Origin of the sequence: Nocardia sp. NPDC056952 (assembly GCF_042674185.1) — a bacterium.
In the GTDB taxonomy this organism is placed as follows: Bacteria; Actinomycetota; Actinomycetes; order Mycobacteriales; family Mycobacteriaceae; genus Nocardia.
The window spans coordinates 256,040-273,054 of sequence record NZ_JBHURA010000007.1; the positions used below are offsets into that span (position 1 = coordinate 256,040).

Genomic DNA, 17,015 nt, shown 5'->3' on the forward strand with positions numbered 1-17,015 from the left:
CGTTCAGACCTGGGCGACCAGGACCGTCCGGCCGGAATCGATGGACGTGATCTCCACTGTGCTGATCGAATCCGGCGGGGCGTCGATGGTGCGATCCACCGTCAGCTCGGTGCCGGGACCCGCGGGCCACTGGTCGAGTTCGAAGCGCTGCTCACCCGCGGTCACCACGAGCCCGTAGGTGCGGGTGTAGCCGGAGCCGTAGGCGCTCGGCGCGTAGCTGCAGGTCATCACCAGGCGCGTGCGGTCGCCGTCGCGCACCAGCTTCACCTGCGCGCTCACCGGCGTCTGCTCCACCGCCCGCATCTGCTGCTCCGCGACGATCTGCTCGGTCGGCGTCTCCGAGCGCGCCACGGTGACGGTCACCGGAATCGCGATCGCCACCGCTGCCGCGGCGGCCGCCACCGCGCTGCCGACGCCCGTCCAGCGTCGCCGCCGCCTGCGCCGTTCGGCCGCCGCGGCCAGCGACGGGAGCAGATCGGGGATCTGTGACGGAACCGGCTCGGGCGAGGCGATCATCGACAGTGCGGTGTCGCGGTCGACCAGGGCGAGCATGCCCGGCATCCCGGACAGCTCGGCGACGGCCTGCTGGCAGTGCGCGCAGCCGAGCAGATGCGCCTCGTATTCACGCCGCTCGGCGGCGCCGAGCGAACCGAGGACATAGGCCGCGTCCCAGGTGCTGTACTCGTCGGCGAGGTCGGTCATCGGTTCGTCACCCCCATCTCCTGTAGCGCCAGTCGCATGGCGCGCATGCCGTAGTGCAAGCGCGATTTCACCGTCCCCGGCGGGATGCCCAGCTCGTCGGCGATCTGGGCCATGCCGAGGCCGCGATAGTAGGCCCGCACGATCACCTCGCGATGATCCGGGCTCAGCGTGCTCAGCGCGTCGGCGACCAGCCAGCCGTCGAGCGCCCGATCCGATTGATCGGGGCTCACCTGCTCCGGTGGGTTGTCGGTGCCGAACTCGCGGCGGTGCCTGGCACTGCGATGCTCGTCGACCGCGAGATTACGAGCCACGGTGAACAACCATGCGCGCGGTGAGGTTTCGGTCTGCTCCAGCACGGCCGGGCGTTGCCAGGCGCGCAGCAGAGTCTCCTGCACGATGTCCTCGGCCCGGCCGGGATCGCGTACCAGGCCGAGGGTGAAACGCCACAGCGCGGGTGCGTGCTCGGCGTAGAGCGCGCGCATCAGTTCGTCGCGACCATCGTTCATCGGCGGCCCTGGTCACTGCTCGTCGAAATTCATATGTCACTCCTGCTCGTGTGAAGGAGTAACGGGATCAGTTGCGTTCGAGTTCAATCGGGTGTGTCGCCAGCAGGGCCAGCGGCAACGGCTGACGGCGCAAGACCGCGGACCACAGGTCGTGGCGGTCGGTGGCGATCGGATCCGACGGCAGCGCCGAGACCACGATCCAATCGTCGTTGTCGAGTTCGCCGTCGAGCTGGCCCATCGACCAGCCCGCGTAGCCGGCGAAGATCCGGATCTTCTCGAGAAGCGGTCCGATCTCGGCGGGGTCGGCGTCCAGATCGACCAGCACCACCCGGCCGTCGACCCGGCGCAGGCCGCGGATGTCGGAGATGTCGACGCCGGCGCGCAGTACCCCCAGGCACAGCGCCGCATCGCGTTTGACCGGTCCGCCGATGTAGAGATCGGTCGGGGTGGCGGCCAGGTCCGCCCAGGCGGGCAGCACATCCACGACCGGGGTCTCACTCGGCCGGTTCAGCACCACGCCGAGGCTGCCCGCGTCGTTGTGCTCGATCACATACACGACGGTGCGCCGGAAAGTAGGTTCCACCAGGTCTGTCGCGGACACCAGCAGATTGCCCGCGCGGACGTTCACCGCCGGCTGACCACGCCGCCGATCGTCGCCGTGCCCGTCGCGAGTCCGGCGCTCGTCCGGGTCGTCTCCGCCTGCCACCGAGCCATCATCGCATTGGAGCGGCGGTGCGCGCTTCCCGCGCAGCGGATCGGAACCGGAATTTCTTCGTGCGTGGACCCCGCGATCGCCCGGTAGGGTCGCGCTATGCACTCGCCCGAAGTCCTGCTCGACGACAACGACGCTGTGTACGACTACTACCTGCGGCATCAGCAGAACAGGTGGAAGGCGCTTGCCTCGTACGCGGTGCTGGCCCGGCGGTTCCGGCCGCGCGTGACGTTCGCCGAGGGCGCGAAACAGCAGTTGAAAGCGCTGATCCGCAGCGGTCGGCCGGTGATCTACGCGATCAACCACCTCTCGACCAGCGACCCGTACACGGTCGCGGCGACGGCGTGGCGCTCACCGCTGCGCTCGAAGATCGGGCGGGTGCGGGTGCTGGCGAAGGACGAGCTCTTCCTCGACCCCGAGCAGCGGCGCAAGGTGGACATGATGGGCGGGATCCCGGTGTTCCGCGGCAAGGACCACGGCATTCGCGCGGTCAATGCCGCAGGTCAGCGGATGATGGATGTGTGCGCGCAGCGGTTGGCCGCCGGTGATCACCTCGCGATCTTCCCCGAGGGGACGTGCAATGAGGTAGATCACACCAAGGTGCAGGCGGTCGGCAGCGGAATCGGGCATATCGCGTTCCGGGCGGCCAAACTGGACGCCGCGCCCGCGCTGGTCGCCATGGGGATGAACTACGGCTCCTATGCGGCCGGTGTCGAGCCGACCGCGGCGGAGGTGGTGTCGGGGAGCGCCTACTTCCGGGCGCCGATTCTCGAGTTGCCGCAGCGGCCCGCCGACATCGCCAGGCTGGTCAAAGACGAGCTGCAACTGGCTGTCGACGGGGCCGTCGCGCGCTACTGAGGTAGACCGAACAACTCTCTGGCACGTTGCGGGACGTAGGCGATGTAGTCGGGGCGGGTGGTGATGAAATGCAGGACGACCGGGCACATCGGCAGGACGCTGAAACCTTGGTCTCTGCTGGTGTCCAGCGCGGCTTTGACCAGGGTGTTCGCCAGTCCTCGGCCTTCGAATCGGGGGTAGATCTCGGTGTGCACGAGGGCGCGTTCGTCCCCGGTGTCCTGGTATTCGATGTAGCCGGCGGGTTGACCGTCGGCGGTGAGTTCGAACCGCTCGAGCGCGGTGTTGTTGCGGACCTCGGTCGCCATAGGTCGACGCTACCGTGTTCGGGAGGACAACCCACTGAGCAAATGAGAACATGGGTCACTCCCCGACCACCTCCGAGCCGTCGCGCGCCTGATGAAAGGCCGAGAGCGAACGGTCGAGCTCGGAAACGACACTATGAATACACGGAGAGGCGGAACAGATGGCCGGCGAACCGCTTGTCGTGCTCGCTCCCGACAAGTTCAAGGGGTCGTTGACCGCGCCGGAGGTGGCCAGGGCTCTGGCCAGGGGAATCGCTCGGCGTGCGCCGAAGGCGCAGGTGCGGTGTGTGCCGGTGGCCGACGGTGGTGACGGGATGGTCGACGCTTTCGTGGCGTCGGGGTGGAAGCGGGTGGAGGTCGCCGCGCCCGGGCCGACGGGGGAGCAATCGACGGCGGTGTACGCGGTGCGGGGGGATACCGCGGTGGTGGAGCTGGCGGCTGCCGTGGGGCTGGTGAAGTTGCCCGGTGGGCGGCTGGATCCGCTGCGGGCCGATACGTTCGGGTTGGGTGTTGCCATCGTGCACGCGCTCGACGGCGGGGCGCGGGAGATCGTGCTCGGGCTCGGCGGAAGCGCTTCGACGGACGGTGGGTCGGGGTTGTTGCGGGCGCTCGGGTTGCGGTTGCTCGATCAGGAGGGGCGGGAACTGGCGGGCCGCGGGGACGTGGCCGCGTTGCTCGAGCAGGTCGCCTCGGTGGATCGAGGCGGGCTGCATCCGGCGGTCGCGACGACGCTGTTCACGCTGGCCTGCGATGTGGACAATCCGTTGCTCGGGCCGGCTGGTGCGGTAGCGGTGTACGCGCCACAGAAGGGTGCCAGTGCTCGGCAGATGCTGAAACTCGAAGCGGGGCTTACCAACTGGGCGGCCGTGCTGGGCAGGGGCTACGCGGAGATCGGTGGCGCGGGCGCGGCGGGCGGCACCGGGTTCGGGGCGCTCGCGGTGCTGGGTGCGCAGGTGCGCAGCGGGATCGATGTACTGCTCGAGCTGCTGGAATTCCCGGCCCTCATCGACGGGGCCAGGCTGGTTGTCACCGGTGAGGGCTCACTGGATCACCAGAGCATGCACGGGAAGGCGCCGGTCGGGGTCGCGGCGGCGGCGAAGAAGGCGGGCGTGCCGGTGATCGCGGCGGTAGGGCGAACCCTGTTGTCGTCCGGGGAGATTCGAGCCGCGGGATTCGCCGCGTGTTATCCGCTCAGCGACCTCGAGCCCGATCCCGCGCGCTCGATCATCGCGGCGGCCGACCTGCTCGAACGCATCGGCGAGCGGATCGCCATGGAGCACCTGTGCCGGATGCGCTGACGGTTACAGCGCGATCCGGGAGGGCGAGGGCTGCGGGGCAGTCGGCCGGGTAGCGGTGGCCAGCGCCTCGCGATTCTCATCGCCCCAGGTCTCGAGCGGTTCCAGCGCGAGGCGAAGGGCTTCGCCCAGCGGGGTGAGCGAGTACTCCACCCGCGGCGGGATCTCGGGATAGATCTCGCGGTGCACCACGCCGGTGCTCTCCAGGTGCCGCAGGTTCTCGGCGAGCACCTTCTCGCTCACACCCTCGAGCAGCCGCCGGATCTGACCGAATCGCTGCGGCCCGGCGCCGAGCACCCACATCAGGTGCAGCTTCCATTTACCGCCGACGACGTCGATGGCCAGGCTCATACCGCACACATCGTGATCTGCGTCACTGCTCAACGTCGCCACACCCTTCTGACCGTATTTCGAACCTCTGGGTAAGCAACCACACCCGAACGTTCGGTCTTCCCGACGATACTCGCGCCGACCACCATGGAAAGCGGCGCCGAACCAACCAGTATCGAGAATCGAAGGGCCACACCATGTCCGAGCAGACCGCTCCCCGTTCCGTTTCCGTTCTCGGCCTCGGCCCGATGGGCCAGGCCATGGTCAGGGCTTTCCTCGAGGCAGGCGTCGAGGTGACGGTGTGGAATCGCAGCACCGCCAAGGTCGATGCCATGGTGGCGCTGGGTGCCAAGCGCGCAGGCACCGTCGCCGAGGCGCTCGATGCCAACGAGGTCTCCGTGCTCAGCCTCACCCATTACGACGCCATGTACGACGTGCTCGGTCAGGCGATCGACCACCTGCCCGGCAAGGTGATCGCCAACCTGTCCTCCGATTCACCGGACAAGGCGCGAGCGGGCGCGCGGTGGGTTCGTGAGCGGGGCGCCGAATTCCTCTCCGGCGGCGTGATGTCGGCGGGCGACAACATCGTCCATCCCTCGTCCTACATCTTCTACAGCGGCCCGAAGGCGGTCTTCGACGCGCACGCCGAGCTGCTGCGCCCGCTCAGCCCGCAGGAATACCTGGGTGCCGACGACGGCTTGGCCCAGATCTTCTACCAGGCCCTGCTGATCACCTTCCACCCGTGGTTGCTGGCGTTCGACCAGGCGTCGGCGATGATCGCGAACTCCGGCCACAGCATCGACCAGTTCGTACCGTTCGCCGTCCGCTCCGCCGGCGCCTACCCGTTCTTCATCGAACAGTTCGCCGAGGCGAACAAGGCGGGCGGCTTCGCGGAGCTCTCGCACCTGAAGATGATGGACGCGGGCGCCCAGCACATCATCGACGCCAGCGAAGAGGCAGGCGTCGACGCGAGCCTGTCCCACCTCGCCCAGTCGTTCTGGCGCAAGGCCGTCACCGCGTCCGAGGCGACAGGCAGGCAGATCTCGCCGTACGCGTTGTTCCGCGGCGAGGCGTCCTGATGTCGGCTTCCGGCCGAGCGGCCGAGGCGGTCACCGTCATCGGCCTCGGCCCGATGGGGCAGCAGATCGTGCGCACCTACCGCGCCGCGGGTTTCACGGTGACGGTCTGGAACCGCACCCCCGGCAAGGCCGACGGTCTGGGTGCCCATCGCGCCGAGACGGTCGCCGACGCGGTGGCGGCGGCGGAGCTCATCGTGCTCAGCCTGACCCACTACGACGCGATGGACGAGATTCTCGGCGGCGCCGATCTGACCGGCAAGGTTGTGGTCAACCTGTCCTCGGATTCGCCGCAGCGAACTCGGCAGGGGGCGGCGTTCGTCCGGGCTCGCGGTGGCGAATTTCTCGCCGGTGGGGTGATGGCTCAGCCGCACGAGCTGGCCGGGCCTGCGGCATACATCTTCTACAGCGGCCGACCGGCGGTATTCGAAGCACAACGAGAGTTGTTGCGGCCCTTGGCGTCCATGGAATATCTGGGTGCCGATGACGGCGCGGCCCAGGTCTTCTACCAGGCGATGCTCGCCCTGTTCCTGCCTCTGCTGCTCGGCTACGAGCAGGCGCTGGCGATCATCGACCGGTCCGGTTCCGCGATAGCCCGGTTCATGCCCTACGCCCAGCGGTCACTGGGCAGTGTCGGCGAGCTGTACGCCGCTTGGGCGGGAATCGCCGAGGACGGGGGTCCGCCCGATCCGGCGTACCTGCGAATGATGGCGGCCGGCGCGCGACATGTGGTGGCGACCGGTGCCGAGGTCGGCGTGGACACCGTTCTGGCCGAATCGGTTTCGTCGTATTGGGAGCGAGCTGCCGGTACGCCCGAATCGACGTTCCAGGTATTTCGCGGATGAAACTCTCGATTCGCTGAAATCGGACTTTTCGAAAACTGTGAGCACTGCTCTTGACTTCGGCGCGCGGATCGCGCATGCTTGTACTCAACAGAGAGCAGTGCTCACAGTTTAGGAGTGATCAACATGGACAACGCGACCCGCCACCTCCCCCCGACCGGCATCGACCCGATCGTCAACAAGATCGCCAACCTGCTGCCCAAGCTGGGAATCAGCATCATGGGGTCGCGGCTGCTGGCGGTGCGCGGCCGCAAGAGCGGGGAATGGCGCACCACCATGGTCAACGTGATGACGGCCGCCGACGGCGAGCGCTACCTGGTCGCGCCGCGTGGGCACGTCCAATGGGTGCGCAATCTGCGCGTGGCGGGCGACGGCGAACTACGCCTCGGCCGTAAGACCGAACGGTTCACCGCCACCGAGGTCGCCGACGCCGACAAGGTGCCGCTGCTCCGGCTGTACCTGGAGAAGTGGGGCTGGGAGGTCGGCAAGTTCTTCGAGGGTCTCACCAAAGACGCGACCGATGCCGAATTGATCGCTATCGCACCGGGTTTCCCCGTCTTCCGCCTCAGCTAGGGCTTGCTCAGGTATTCGATCGCGGCGGCATAGCCCTGGATGCCGAGGCCGGCGATGACCGCGGTCGCGATCGGGGAGACGAACGAATGGTGCCGGAACTCCTCGCGCGCGTGCACATTGCTGATGTGCACCTCGACGATCGGCACCTCCGGGATCACCAGGGCGTCGCGCAGCGCCACCGACGTATGGGTGAGGCCGCCGGGGTTGATGACGATGGCCGACACCTCGCCGCGGGCCTGGTGGATCCGGTCGATCAGCGCGCCTTCGTGATTGGACTGGAACGCGATGACCTTGCGTTCGAATCGGGCGGCGGTCTGCTCGCACAGCGCGACGACATCGTCGAGGGTGTCGGCGCCGTAGATCTCGGGCTGACGGGTGCCCAGCATGTTCAGGTTCGGTCCGTTGATGACGAGGATCGGACCGGTGGCCTGCACGGAATCTCCCATGCAGGCCACTGTAAGTCACAAGCCGGTGGGGCCCTCCGAGCGCAGGTCGTCGACCTTGCGCATGGCTTCGCGGAGTTCGGCCAGCCAGGTTTCGGCGTGTTTGCCCGCGAGTTTGACCGTCCAGGCCAGGGCGTCGGCGCGGGAGCGGGCGACGCCCGCGTCGATCAGGGTGTCGAGGACCTGGCGTTCGGGCTGACGCAGACGGGTCATCACGGGGACCGCCAAGTGGGTGAACAGGATCCGTTCGCCGTCTACTCGCACGCCCCAGGCGACACTGCGGCCGTAACGCCGCTGGGCCTCGTCGGCGATCTGCATGCGGGCCGGGCGGGTCGACTCGCGGAAGCGGGCCAGCGCGCCTTCTTTCGTGGCCGCCGGGGTGCTCGCGTCGCCGGGGACGGGCAGTTCGCCGACCACGACGATCTCGTCGCGGTCGATCTCGATGTCCACCGGCCCGGTGAACCAGTCGGCGGGCAATCGTCCGGCGAACCAGTCGGGGGCGTCGGCGGGATCGGGAAGGTCGGCTTGCTGCCAACCGCCGGGTCGGCCGAATCCGCGCTCGCGTCGATCGTTCCGCATGGAAATCACCTGCTATCTGTCTTGCGCACGTTGCGTTGATTACAAGATTACGCCGATATCAGCGCGGTGAATTCCGCTCTGCGTGAACCGGTGCGTATCGACTCGGTAAAGGCGATGCCGTGCGTGTGGACGGAGACGGCCTGGGTACCCTCGCGTTGAATCGCCGGACAAATGCGAGATCCGCACCACCTGGCGCGGCTGTCGGTACGGTTGACGCAGCAGTTGTTGCCGCTTACTGGGCGAGGTTGGAAAACGGACCCTCATCAGGGCGAGATTTCCGGCACAATCGAGGTGTCGAGGTCGGGGAGTATCCCGGCTGACCGGGGCATTGGAGACGGGTCAACTTCCGGTACGGTGGATTTGTTACCGGAGTGGCAAGAGTGAAGAGTGGGCGATATGGATGTGTGGGGATCCCGCCGCTTTCGCGTCCGGGGCGCAATGGCGATCGCGGGGGTTGCGACCCTCGCCATCGCGCTGTGCTCGTGCGGAGTGGGTGGGAAGACGAGCGAGTCGGAGACGGTGGTCCAGCGGTTCACCGAGTACCTCGACGATCAGGACTACGGCAAAGCCGCCGACCTGACCTCGTACCCCGCCGCCGCTTCGGCAACCATGAAGCAAATGTTCGAGGGCCTGCAATCGGGCACTGTCGACTACGAGGCGTCGCAGGTCATCGACCTCGACAAGCAGTCCGCGATCTTCAGCATGGAAGTGGCCTGGAACTTCGGCGAGAAGAAGGACTGGACCTACACACTGCAGGGCACCGTTCGCAAGCTCGCCATCGGCTGGCGGATCTCCTGGGAGCCCGCGGTGGTCATGCCGCAGCTGACGAACAACCGCACCGTCAAGCTCGTGCGTACCACCGCGAAGCCGCCGCCCAAGGTTGTCGACCTGCCCGGCGAAACGCTGATGACCGAGCAGACGCTCAACGTCATCAAGATCGACCCGAGCCGTACCGGCGACCTCGTCGGCACCACCAACGCGCTCGCCGACGCCATCGAGCCGGTCGCGCCCCTGATCACCGGGCCGTCGCTGATGCAGCAACTGGCAGGCTCGCAGGGCAAGCCGATCGTCGCGGTGAACCTGCGCGACGGGGATTTCGCGATCCTGGAACCACGGATGGCCAAGGTGCCGGGTGTGGTGATGGAGAAGCAGCCCAAACTGATCTCGGCCGACCGGCGCACCCGTTCGCCGATGCTCGACGCGCTGCGCGAGGTATGGCAGGACAGCCTCGAGGCCACCGCGGGCTGGGGTGTGCAGATCTTCGAGGCCGACGGCAGGTTCGTCAGCCAGGTGGCCGGATACCAGGGACCGGCCGGGCCGGATATCGCCGCGACGATGGATCAGCGACTCCAGCGCGCCGCCGAAGACGCCGTGGTGAGCGCGGGGACCGCGGCGACGGTCGTGGCCATTCAGCCCTCGACCGGCGCGGTTGTCGCGGTGGCGCAGAACTCGTACGCGACGGAGAAGGGGCCGATCGCCTTCACCGGACTGTTCCCGGCGGGCGGCACGATGGAGCTGTTCCGCACCGTGGCCGCGGCGACCAAGAACAAGCCGCCGCAGGACGTCACCGTGCAGGAGGCGGCCGAGGCGGCCACCGCGCTCGGCGTCGGCGTCGACTTCAAGGTGGCCGGGCTCGACGAGGTGACCGGGCGGATCAGCACGCCCGGCCGCAGCACCGAGCAGGTGCGTCAGGGCGCGGGCGCCGACGCGGTGCAGGTGAGCCCCTTCGGGATGGCGATCGCCGCGGCGGCCATTGCGCGTGGGTCGGTGGTGCCGCCGATGATCGAGGCGGGCAAGCCGGGTACCACCGATACCCCGGTTCCCACGCTGCCCCAGCCCGCGGTCGACCGGCTGCGCGGAATGATGAACGAGGGCATCGGCAAGCCCGAAACCGCTGCGCTGCGCGGATTCCGCGATATCACCGCCTTCGCCGCGACGGGCGGCGCCGACGGTTGGCTGCTGGCGACGATGGGCGACCTGGTCTTCGCGGTGCACATCGCCGATGTCGACAGTGGCGACGCCACTTCACGACTCGCGGCCGTGCTGCTGAAATCGCTGGCGACGCCGGAGCCGTAGAGCGAGGGTTATCACTGCTCAGTGGCTATGAACCCGGTCTCGAAGTCGATCTTGACCGGTTACGCTACGTCCGTGAAGAGATACGCGCCGTTCGGTATCGATGCTCTATTGGTGATCGTCTTCTGCGCGATCGGGAGGCGCAGTCACGACGAAGCCGTCATCGCCGGTCTGCTGAAAACGGTGTGGCCCTTCGGGTCAGGACTGATCCTCGGCTGGGTCCTTGCGGTCTACCTCGCACGGAACACGCGGTTCGACGCAACGGCGTTGTGGCCCACCGGAATCCTGATCTGGGCGAGCACCCTCGTCGGCGGGATGGTGTTGCGCGCCATCAGCGGCCAGGGCGTCGCGTTCAGTTTCATGATTGTCGCGGCCTGCGTCCTCGCGCTGTTTCTCTTGGGGTGGCGCGCCGCGATACGCGCGCTGCGGTGACACCGTTCGATAATCGGCACATGGGTAACTCATCGGGGACGGGCTAACCCGACTCCATCGTTCCGCCGGCCGCGTCCCCGGATTCCCCGCGCCTACGTCTGGCTTGAATACGCGGGGAGGCGGAATAGAACTCTTGCTCGTACTCTTCGTCGTCGGCCTGTGGTGTGCGGAACAGGAACGCGAAGACGATCCAGCCGACCACGGCGACCAGGATGAAGCTGACCAGCCGGTACACGAACGCGGCCGCGACGGCCTGTGCGGCGGGCAGTCCCGCGGCCGCGGTGAGACTGTAGATCAGCGTCGCGTCCACATAGACGATGCCGCCCGGCGCGAACGGAATCGACCCCACCGCCTTGCCCGCCGCGAAGGCGATGAGCAGCCCGGACAACTTGGGATCGGCGCCGATCGCGTAACAGGCGGTGCCCAGACACGCCACGTCGGCGAACCGGTGCACCAGCGCCCACACCCCGACGAGCGCCGCGTCCTTCTTCCCCAGATCGACCGACTCGAGTTGCGCCCGGATCTCGGCCAGCTTGGCGATGCCGTGATCGGCGGGCTTCTTCCGCAGCCGATTGACCAGCGCGAGTACCCGCCGCAGCATGGCCTCGAGCGTGCCGGGATGGCGGGCGAGATAGTTGCCGGCGAACAGGACCAGGGCGAGGACCACCAGCGAGACGACGAATTTGAAGCCGATCCCCTGTCCGACCAGCGCGGCGCCGGCGATCCCGAGCAGCGCCAGCCCCGCGGCGGCGACCACGCCGGAGAAGACCAGCTGCCAGGAGGCGACGATCGGGCTCGCGCCCCAGCGCCGGGTCTGGCGGTAGGTGAACGCGGTGGAGAAGACCTGTCCGGCGGGCAGCGTCAGCGACATCGCGGTCGCGCCGTAGACCACCGATACCGATTTCCCCTGGCTGACGTCCACCCCACCGGCGTGCAGCAGTTGTTTCTGCACCCGCCCGAAACCGCTCATCGACATCGCCTGCAACACGATGCACAGGAACAGCCAGCCCCAGTGGATCTCGGTGAGCGTGCGCCAGGATTCGTGCAGGCGGGGCCACAGATACACGCCTTCGCCGACGAGCAGCGCGAGGATCACCGCGCCGAGCACCCACTTGACCCACCGAAAGCGGCGGCGGCGCTCGGCCGGTGCGCCTGCTAGGTCGCCGTCGGCCGTCACGGTCTCAGCCTAACGAACGCATCTGTTCTTCCTCGTCCCCGCGCGGCGCGGCGATCGCGGACTTCGGCCAGGCCAGGCGGGTTTTTCTGCGTCTGCCGCGCAATTGGACCTCGTCTCCGGTTATCCAATGTTCTTGCTCGCTTTCGTCGGCGAAGTAGAGCGCGCTGCCCGAAGCGAGAACGCGGCCGGGATGATCTTTGGCCAATTCGGTGAGCCGCGACGCCTCGTTGACGGGGTCGCCGATCACGGTGTATTCGAAACGATTTGCGGCGCCGATGTTTCCGGCCACCGCCAGGCCCGCCGAGACGCCGATGCCGATGTCGAGGCTGGTCACCTCGCGCAGGGCCTCGCGCAAGTCGCGGGCCGCGGCGAGGGCGGCGCTCGGTGCGTCGGGGCGATCCAGCGGGGCGCCGAAGATGGCGAGCGCCGCGTCGCCGACGAACTTGTTGACGAAACCGTGGTGGCTGTCGATTACGTCGACCACCACCCGGAAGAACTCGTTGAGCAGGCTCACCACCTCGGTCGGCGGGCGTTCGGCCGCGGCGGCGGTGGAACCGACCATGTCCACGAACAGCACCGCGACGAATCGGGTCTCACCACCGAGTTCGGTGCCGTAGTCCAGTGCCCGCTGCGCCACATCCTCGCCGACGTGCTGACCGAACAGTTCCTGCAGCTTGCGGCGCTTGGCCGCCTCGTCCATCATCCGGTTGAAGCCGACCTGCAACAGCCCGATCTCGCTGCCGTCGTAGACCTCCACCTGCACGTCACGCGAGCCGGCCTGCACCCTGTTGATGGCTTGGGACAACTGCCGCACCGGGTCGGAGATCGAGGAACCGGTCAGCATCGACAGCGCCAGCGCCTGGAGGATCACCACGCCACACAGCAGCAGGATCGAGATCGCGAGCGACTTCGCCGAGAACTTCACGTCCGAGGAGATCTGGGTGACGCACAGCAGCACGATCGCGATGGTGGGCGCGAAGGTGCCCATGCCCCAGGTCATCGCCATCCGGGTGCCGACGCCGGGGGTCAGCGTGTGGTCGAAGGTGCCCTCGGTCAGCGCCTCCGCGGCGACCGGGCGCAGGATGCGTTCGCCGAGCATGTAGGTGAAGCCGAACACGATGGTGGCGGCCATGCACTCGGTGACGATCACCGCACCCGCCAGCTCGGGCGATTCGGTGATGATCAGCGCGGCCAGGATCCCGCCGCCGATGATCCACAGCACCAGGTGCACGATCGACTGCCGCAGCGGCACGTGCAGGGCCGCCATCTGCTCGCGTCTGCTCGGTGGCCCGCCGCGCATCTGCCAGCGCATCACCGGCCGCAGCATGAGGGCCGCGGCGAAGATGCTCAGCACGGCGGCCACCCCGAAAACGAGCAGCGGCGCGAGCAGACCGGTCTGGCGCACCCCACCCGGATCGCCCTCCGGAACCGGCAGGCCGTATTGGATGAAGGCCCACACCAGCACCGCGCCGAAGGCGTTCGCCAGCAGCACAGACGTCAGATACAGCGGCCAGCGCGTTCGCATGGTCTGTTTGACCGCTTCCAGGGGCGCCGACACGTCTGCCAATCTATCTGACCACCTAGCCAGGTGATCAGGACAGGCGACAGGGTGGGCATTATCGCACCGACATTCGCCCATTACCGGGTGGAAACCGAGGAAATCCCGTCGCCATTCCGCAGTAATTCATTCTGGCTATGTATGAAAGATACTGACTGACAACATAATTCGCCGAATGGTGGCCTCGATTCCGCTGCCGATGGCACCACGACCAGCGGCTCGGCCGAGAGTATCTTCCCGGCACTGAACAGCGGTAGTGCCAAGCCCAGCGGCGCCTCCCCCGAGGCTGTCGGCCCGCCGGAAGGCACGCCGCCGAGCTACACCGTGCCCGGCTTGGCCGGACACTGACATGCGGTTCTGTCGATAGGCAGGCGAACGCCCGGTTCCGTCGACCGGGCGTTCACCCGTAGCGGGACTGTGGTCAGAACCTCTTCCCGAGGCACCGGCACGAGCACCGATCCGGCGTTCGGACCGATAGGCTCTCTCGAGTGACCGACCAGAAGGTAGATTCCGGGACCGCGTCAACGCCGTGGCGCTCGGACGCCGAGGCAGTTCATCCCCTGGTCCGCAAAGCCGCCGCGTGGAGTTGGCGGCTGCTGATCATCTTCGGCGCGTTGCTCGCGGTCGGAATGCTCGTGCAGAAGTTCGCCACGGTGGTGATCCCGCTGGCCATCGCGCTGCTCGCCGCCGCGCTGCTCGCGCCGATGGTCGATTGGATGCAGCGGGTGGGGATTCCGCGCTCGCTCGGCGTGTTCGTCGCGCTGCTGGGGTCGATCGGTCTGCTGGCGGGGGTGCTGACCTTCGTCGTCGAACAGTTCGTCGACGGTGTGCCGGGGCTGTCCAACGAGGTCACCAACAGCGTGCACAAGGTGCAGGACTGGTTGATCAACGGTCCGCCGCATCTGAGCGATCAGCAGATCCGCAGCGCGGGCGACACCATCGTGCGCACCATTCAGGACAACCGCGAGAGCCTGACCAGCGGCGCGCTGACCACCGCCACCGCCATCGGCCACATTCTCACCGGCGCCTTCCTGATCCTGTTCATTCTCATCTTCTTCCTCTACGGCGGAGATCAGATCTGGAACTTCGTCACCCGGATCATCCCCACCGCGCACCGCGAAAAGGTCCGCACCGCCGGTGAGCTGGGCTTCGGAACGCTGGTCGGGTTCGTGCGTGCCACCGTCGCGGTGGCCGCCGTCGACGCGATCGGTATAGGAGCCGGGCTGGCGATTCTGCATGTGCCGCTGGCTTTGCCGCTGGCCTCGCTGGTGTTCATCAGCGCGTTCATCCCGATCATCGGCGCGTTCTTCGCCGGGTTCGTCGCCGTGTTCATCGCCCTGGTCACCAAGGGGCTGGTGACCGCGCTGATCGTGCTCGGCATCATCATCGCGGTGATGCAGCTGGAAGGCCATGTGCTGCAACCGCTGTTGCTCGGGCGGGCCGTGAGCATCCATCCGCTGGCCGTGGTGCTGGCCATCACCGCCGGCTTGGTGGTCGGCGGGATCGCGGGGGCACTGCTCGCCGTGCCGTTGATCGCGGTGGGCAACACGGCGATTCGCTATCTGCTCGCCGACAGTCCGGAGGAGGCCTTCGGCGAATTGGTCGCCACCGAGGAGCGAAAACGGTTCAGCGCCGAGCCGGACAAACCGGAGCCGCCGGGCCGCTTCGACGTGGCGAAGCGGCTGCGCATGGAAGAAGCCGAGTCCGGCGATGCGGACTCACACAGCTGAGCTGAGCTCGGCCGACGCCGCGACCGCGCCGCTGTGGCGGGCGGCGCAGGCGTTTCGGCTGGTCACGCTGCTGTACGCGATCGGTCAGCAGATCGCGTCGGTGTCGTATTACGAGCATCCGCGACTGAGCTGGATGCTGATCGCGGTGATGGCGATCTGGTCGGGCAGTTCGGCGCTGCTGTTGTCGCAGTGGTACTTCCCCGAGGCGACCGGGAAGATCCGCGGCTGGGTGGTGTTCGGCGATCAGGTGGTGACGATCGCGCTGATCGCCTCGACTCGGCTTGTCGCGGACTACGATTGGTACCACGGACATCAGACCCTGCCGACGACGTTGTGGATCGCGAACTCGGTGATCTCGATGGCCATTCTGCGCGGACCTGTCGCGGGTGTTGTCGCGGGACTCGCCATGTCGGCGGTCGTGGTGACCGTACGGGGTCAGTGGGGACAGGACGTCTGGGGCGACGCGACCGCACCGGTACTCGTCTCGGTCGGGTTGGCGCTCGGGTTGGCCGCCAATACCGCTCGCCGGGCGCAGGGGCAGCTCGAACGGGCCTTGCGGATCACGGCGGCGGCGCAGGAGCGGGAGCGCTTGGCTCGCGAGGTGCACGACGGGGTGTTGCAGGTGCTGGCGTTCATCAAACGCCGTGGCAGCGAGATAGGCGGGCCCGCACAGGAACTCGCGCAGCGGGCCGGGGAGCAGGAGGTGGCGTTGCGGGTGCTGCTGTCCGAGCAGGCGGAGCTGCCCGATCCGGAGTCGGGCGAAGTGGATCTGCGGCCTCTGCTGACCGCGCACGCCACGCCGAAGGTATCGGTGGCCACGCCGGGCGATCCGGTGCTCGTAGGACGGATAGTCGCCCAGGAGATCGCGGCGGCGGTGAACACCGCGCTGTCGAATGTCTCGTTGCACGCGGGCGCCGACGCGAAAGCCTATGTGCTGCTGGAGGACACCGGTGACGGGTTGGTGGTGAGCGTGCGTGACGACGGCGTCGGCATCGCGACAGGACGGCTGGAGGCGGCCGAAGCCGAAGGGCGGATGGGGGTTTCGCGCTCGATCGTCGGCCGGATCGAGGCACTGGGCGGTACGGCCGAGTTGTTGACCGAGGGTGCGGACCTCGGTACCGAGTGGGAATTCCGGATTCCGCGCCATCCGGCGCGCTGAGAAGAGGAGCTGGGCGATGGCGGTGATTACGGTCATGGTGGTCGACGACCATCCGATGTGGCGTGAGGGTGTTTCTCGCGATCTCGCCGAAGCCGGTTTCGAGGTACTGGCCACCGCGGACGGCGTCGGCACGGCCTCCCGTCGGGCCGCGGCTGTGCAGCCGGACGTGGTGTTGATGGATATGCAGCTCACCGACGGGAACGGGGCCGCGGCGACCGCCGAAGTGCTGCGGGTGTCGCCGCACAGCCGGGTGCTGGTGCTGTCGGCCTCGGCCGAGCGCGACGATGTGCTCGACGCGATCAAGGCCGGGGCCAGCGGATATCTGGTGAAGAGCGCGTCCGCCGCCGAGCTGATCGACGCTGTCAAGGCCACTGCCGCTGGTCAGCCGGTGTTCACGCCCGGGCTGGCCGGGTTGGTGCTCGGCGAGTATCGGCGGATGGCGACCGCACCGGCGGCCGCCGATCAGCCGCATCGGCCGTCGTTGACCGAGCGGGAGACGGAGGTTCTGCGGATGGTGGCCAAAGGGTTGTCGGCCAAGCAGATCGCTACTCGATTGAATCTCTCGCACCGGACCGTGGAGAACCACGTGCAGGCGACGTTGCGCAAGTTGCAGCTCGCGAATCGGGTCGAGCTCACCCGCTACGCGATCGAGCAGGGGCTCGAGTAGC

19 protein-coding genes are annotated in these 17,015 nt (G+C 67.7%); 10 read left to right on the forward strand and 9 right to left on the reverse strand.

Annotated elements, in window-relative coordinates:
• Window positions 1-3: 3 nt before the first annotated feature.
• From ACFTS5_RS24475 to ACFTS5_RS24485, 3 genes are all read right to left on the reverse strand, one after another.
• Complete coding sequence (locus ACFTS5_RS24475) at window positions 4-702, reverse strand: anti-sigma factor family protein (RefSeq protein WP_378634987.1); 699 nt, start codon at window positions 700-702, stop codon at window positions 4-6.
• Window positions 699-1,208 carry a sigma-70 family RNA polymerase sigma factor gene (locus ACFTS5_RS24480; RefSeq protein ID WP_067455024.1) on the reverse strand — a complete coding sequence of 170 codons (510 nt, stop codon included), beginning with the start codon at window positions 1,206-1,208 and terminating at the stop codon, window positions 699-701. The genes ACFTS5_RS24475 and ACFTS5_RS24480 overlap by 4 nt, the downstream gene beginning before the upstream one ends.
• 67 nt (window positions 1,209-1,275) lie before the next feature.
• Window positions 1,276-1,914, reverse strand: coding sequence for a YqgE/AlgH family protein (locus tag ACFTS5_RS24485; protein WP_378634989.1), 639 nt, complete (start codon window positions 1,912-1,914; stop codon window positions 1,276-1,278).
• A gap of 105 nt (window positions 1,915-2,019) precedes the next feature.
• Here ACFTS5_RS24485 and ACFTS5_RS24490 point away from each other — a divergent pair, with 105 nt between their 5' ends.
• Window positions 2,020-2,778, forward strand: a complete 759-nt coding sequence (locus ACFTS5_RS24490) for a lysophospholipid acyltransferase family protein (protein WP_378634992.1) — start codon at window positions 2,020-2,022, stop codon at window positions 2,776-2,778.
• Here the strand turns inward: ACFTS5_RS24490 and ACFTS5_RS24495 are convergent.
• Window positions 2,772-3,083, reverse strand: a complete 312-nt coding sequence (locus ACFTS5_RS24495; protein WP_378634994.1) for a GNAT family N-acetyltransferase — start codon at window positions 3,081-3,083, stop codon at window positions 2,772-2,774. The two genes, ACFTS5_RS24490 and ACFTS5_RS24495, sit on opposite strands and share 7 nt — an antisense overlap.
• A gap of 158 nt (window positions 3,084-3,241) precedes the next feature.
• Between ACFTS5_RS24495 and ACFTS5_RS24500 the strand changes: the two genes are divergently transcribed.
• On the forward strand, window positions 3,242-4,378 hold the full coding sequence (locus ACFTS5_RS24500) for a glycerate kinase (protein ID WP_378634997.1): 1,137 nt from the start codon (window positions 3,242-3,244) through the stop codon (window positions 4,376-4,378).
• A gap of 3 nt (window positions 4,379-4,381) precedes the next feature.
• Here ACFTS5_RS24500 and ACFTS5_RS24505 read toward each other — a convergent pair whose 3' ends face one another.
• Complete coding sequence (locus ACFTS5_RS24505) at window positions 4,382-4,726, reverse strand: winged helix-turn-helix transcriptional regulator (RefSeq protein ID WP_378635278.1); 345 nt, start codon at window positions 4,724-4,726, stop codon at window positions 4,382-4,384.
• A gap of 176 nt (window positions 4,727-4,902) precedes the next feature.
• On the opposite strand from ACFTS5_RS24505, the gene ACFTS5_RS24510 reads away from it, so the two are divergent.
• From ACFTS5_RS24510 to ACFTS5_RS24520, 3 genes are all read left to right on the forward strand, one after another.
• On the forward strand, window positions 4,903-5,784 hold the full coding sequence (locus tag ACFTS5_RS24510; protein ID WP_378634999.1) for an NAD(P)-dependent oxidoreductase: 882 nt from the start codon (window positions 4,903-4,905) through the stop codon (window positions 5,782-5,784).
• On the forward strand, window positions 5,784-6,626 hold the full coding sequence (locus tag ACFTS5_RS24515) for an NAD(P)-dependent oxidoreductase (RefSeq protein ID WP_378635002.1): 843 nt from the start codon (window positions 5,784-5,786) through the stop codon (window positions 6,624-6,626). The genes ACFTS5_RS24510 and ACFTS5_RS24515 overlap by 1 nt, the downstream gene beginning before the upstream one ends.
• Window positions 6,627-6,749: 123 nt before the next feature.
• The gene (locus tag ACFTS5_RS24520; protein ID WP_378635005.1) at window positions 6,750-7,196 is read left to right on the forward strand and encodes a nitroreductase/quinone reductase family protein; all 447 of its coding nucleotides are present in this window, start codon (window positions 6,750-6,752) and stop codon (window positions 7,194-7,196) included.
• Here the strand turns inward: ACFTS5_RS24520 and aroQ are convergent.
• Both aroQ and ACFTS5_RS24530 read right to left on the reverse strand, forming a co-directional pair.
• Window positions 7,193-7,642, reverse strand: coding sequence for a type II 3-dehydroquinate dehydratase (gene aroQ, locus ACFTS5_RS24525; RefSeq protein WP_378635007.1), 450 nt, complete (start codon window positions 7,640-7,642; stop codon window positions 7,193-7,195). The two genes, ACFTS5_RS24520 and aroQ, sit on opposite strands and share 4 nt — an antisense overlap.
• A 15-nt stretch (window positions 7,643-7,657) precedes the next feature.
• Window positions 7,658-8,218 (reverse strand): hypothetical protein, encoded by a 561-nt coding sequence (locus tag ACFTS5_RS24530; RefSeq protein WP_378635010.1) that lies wholly within the window; start codon window positions 8,216-8,218, stop codon window positions 7,658-7,660.
• Window positions 8,219-8,614: 396 nt separating this feature from the next.
• Here ACFTS5_RS24530 and ACFTS5_RS24535 point away from each other — a divergent pair, with 396 nt between their 5' ends.
• A complete protein-coding gene (locus ACFTS5_RS24535) occupies window positions 8,615-10,294 on the forward strand; it encodes an NTF2-like N-terminal transpeptidase domain-containing protein (RefSeq protein ID WP_378635013.1) in 1,680 nt (559 codons plus the stop codon).
• A 72-nt stretch (window positions 10,295-10,366) separates the two neighbouring features.
• Window positions 10,367-10,723, forward strand: a complete 357-nt coding sequence (locus tag ACFTS5_RS24540; protein ID WP_378635016.1) for a DUF3054 domain-containing protein — start codon at window positions 10,367-10,369, stop codon at window positions 10,721-10,723.
• Window positions 10,724-10,766: 43 nt separating this feature from the next.
• Here the strand turns inward: ACFTS5_RS24540 and ACFTS5_RS24545 are convergent, their stop codons facing one another.
• Together ACFTS5_RS24545 and ACFTS5_RS24550 are read right to left on the reverse strand one after the other, a co-directional pair.
• Window positions 10,767-11,900 (reverse strand): YbhN family protein, encoded by a 1,134-nt coding sequence (locus ACFTS5_RS24545; RefSeq protein WP_378635018.1) that lies wholly within the window; start codon window positions 11,898-11,900, stop codon window positions 10,767-10,769.
• A 4-nt stretch (window positions 11,901-11,904) separates the two neighbouring features.
• Entirely contained in the window at window positions 11,905-13,425 is a 1,521-nt protein-coding gene (locus ACFTS5_RS24550) for an adenylate/guanylate cyclase domain-containing protein (RefSeq protein WP_378635281.1), read from the reverse strand.
• A 521-nt stretch (window positions 13,426-13,946) separates the two neighbouring features.
• On the opposite strand from ACFTS5_RS24550, the gene ACFTS5_RS24555 reads away from it, so the two are divergent.
• From ACFTS5_RS24555 to ACFTS5_RS24565, 3 genes are read left to right on the forward strand one after another with little or no spacing between them, the layout of a single operon-like run.
• Complete coding sequence (locus ACFTS5_RS24555; RefSeq protein ID WP_378635021.1) at window positions 13,947-15,188, forward strand: AI-2E family transporter; 1,242 nt, start codon at window positions 13,947-13,949, stop codon at window positions 15,186-15,188.
• Window positions 15,169-16,347 carry a MacS family sensor histidine kinase gene (gene macS / locus ACFTS5_RS24560; protein WP_378635025.1) on the forward strand — a complete coding sequence of 393 codons (1,179 nt, stop codon included), beginning with the start codon at window positions 15,169-15,171 and terminating at the stop codon, window positions 16,345-16,347. Before ACFTS5_RS24555 ends, macS begins: the two co-directional genes overlap by 20 nt.
• Before the next feature lie 16 nt (window positions 16,348-16,363).
• Window positions 16,364-17,014: a response regulator gene (locus ACFTS5_RS24565; RefSeq protein ID WP_378635028.1), complete on the forward strand. Its 651-nt coding sequence runs from the start codon at window positions 16,364-16,366 to the stop codon at window positions 17,012-17,014.
• Window position 17,015 lies beyond the last annotated feature (1 nt).